Consider the following 2,210-nt stretch of genomic DNA (forward strand, 5'->3'; position numbering starts at 1 on the left):
CAGTACGCTGATGGCGTGTTCGGCACGGACCTGTACGCGAAGTACGGCAAGCTGACGAACAATGGCTATGAGTTCACCGGCTGGTACACGAGCCCGGATGCCGGCGGCCAGGCCGTCGACCCGTCCGCAAAGCTCGACGATGGCACCACGCTGTACGCCCACTGGGCGGTCGCCGACTCGTCCGAGACCTCCGGCGCCAAGGATTCCGTCACGTTCAACACCAAAGGCCTGACCGAGTTCGCCAACGGCGACCCGGACGGAGCCGGTGACGTCGTCACGGTTGCTGCAGGTCGTGCTGTGTACGTGCGTCTGGCTTCCGGCGATCAGCTGGCCAATTGGCAGATCCCGTCCGATGACGTGGCCGGCGACGGCTACGTGTTCACCGGCTGGGATCAGGATGTCGCGTCCGCGAAGCGCGGTGACGTGCTGACCGCCAAGGCCGACGAGGGTGTGACGGTGAACTTCGGCGGCTCCAGCGCCTACGGCCTGTACAAGGACGGCAAGCTGGTGAACGCCAAGACCGCGTACGACGTGGCCCTGAATGCCACCCTTGATGACTACCAGGCTGTCAAGGGCGCCAACACCAACAACCCGGAGCTGGCGTACGCTTGGCAGTACACCGTTGGTTCCGGCACTTCCGGCGCGACCAAGGTGGAACACGGCCAGTCCCTGAGTGTGCCGAAGGACGCCAAGGACATCACGGTGACCCCGACTGATTTCCAGAAGGCCACCGAGTACCGCGTGCACCTGGCGGATTCCTCCGCTACCTCCGCGTACAACAAGTACTACTTCACCACGGCCAACTCCACCTTCAAGGACGCCTACAACAACACGACCCTTGAGGAGTTGACCCGTATCAACAACAGCGCGTTCGCCGGCTGGTTCGACCTCAACGGTACGTTCCTTGTCAACGGCACCCCGAAGCACGTGGCCAGCTTCTTCACCCCGCAACTCGTGAAGAAGAGCTGGGACACGATTGCGCCGAACACCGTGCCGACCTACGACTTCGATTCCCAGCACGGTCAGGGTATCGTGGACATCATCGCCGGTTACGAGGCCGCTGCCCAGTACCGTCTGTTCACCGTGTACCCTCTGTACGATCAGGCCAAGGCCGTGACCGTCAAGCTGTACAACGACCAGACCATCGGCTCCCAGCTCAAGGCTCTCGACCTCGAGCGCTCCGGCTACAGCATCGAGGGCTACTACACCTCCACCGATAGCTTCGGCAAGGTCGTCGCCTCCTCCAAGATCGATACGACCAAGACCGTGGACAACACCTACCCGACCGGCGACAAGATCTACGTGAACTACACCCTCGACGCGAAGTATGGTGTGAATGGCCTGCTGTCGAACCTGGCCCGTGGCTACGCGACCGGTCTGACCACCAGCACCGCGGTCAAGGAGGACGGCTCCCACGCCGCCGGCTACTACTACGCGACCTACACGCTGCCGGGCGTGCCGATCCAGCTCAACGGCGGCAAGAAGATCGCCGGCCAGTGGGCGTACACCACCAAGGGCTCCGGCGCGTACGTGCTGGTCCAGCCCGAGGGCACGAACGACGCCTCCTGGAAGGACTTCCTGACGACCCGCCGCAGCGTGGTGCTCGACCTGCTGAAGTACTTCAAGCTGTCCACCGCCGTGAAGTCCTCCGACAACGATTATCAGAAGGGCCAGCACGAGGCCCAGGACATCGTGGCCGTGTACAAGAAGGTCGCCGACAACCTGTCCGCCGAGAAGGCCGACGAGTTCGCCCAGGAGTTCGCCGGCAAGATCGTGGCCGACACCTCCTACCCGGATGTGAACTACGACGACTACGGCACCCACAACGCCGAGATCACGTACCTGACCTCGAAGGGCATCGTGAAGGGCTACGCTGACGGCACGTTCGGCTACGGCGCCCCGCTGGCCCGTGTGGATTACATCGTGTGGCTGTACCGCGCCGCCGGCTCTCCGGCTGTGGACTCCCAGGCCCCGTTCTCCGACGTGAACGCCACGACCGTCCCGAACAAGGACTTCCGTGACGCCATCGCCTGGGCCGCCGCGAACAAGATCACCACCGGCTACCCGGACGGCACGTTCGCCCCGTACGCGACCCTGAACCGCCAGGACGCCGCCGCCTTCCTGTACCGCGCCGCCGGCTCGCCGAAGTTCAACGAGTCCTACGCGGACGTGAAGTTCTCCGACGTGACCCCGGGCGACAGCGCGAACCA

Annotated in this window: 1 protein-coding gene; it reads left to right on the forward strand. The window is 64.0% G+C overall.

The window, feature by feature from the left end:
* Nucleotides 1–2,210, forward strand: a 2,210-nt coding sequence (locus tag DF196_RS13050) for an S-layer homology domain-containing protein (RefSeq protein ID WP_146194769.1), incomplete at both ends; no start/stop codon positions are given.

Origin of the sequence: Bifidobacterium callitrichidarum (genome assembly GCF_003129905.1) — a bacterium.
GTDB classification, from domain to species: Bacteria; Actinomycetota; Actinomycetes; order Actinomycetales; family Bifidobacteriaceae; genus Bifidobacterium; species Bifidobacterium callitrichidarum.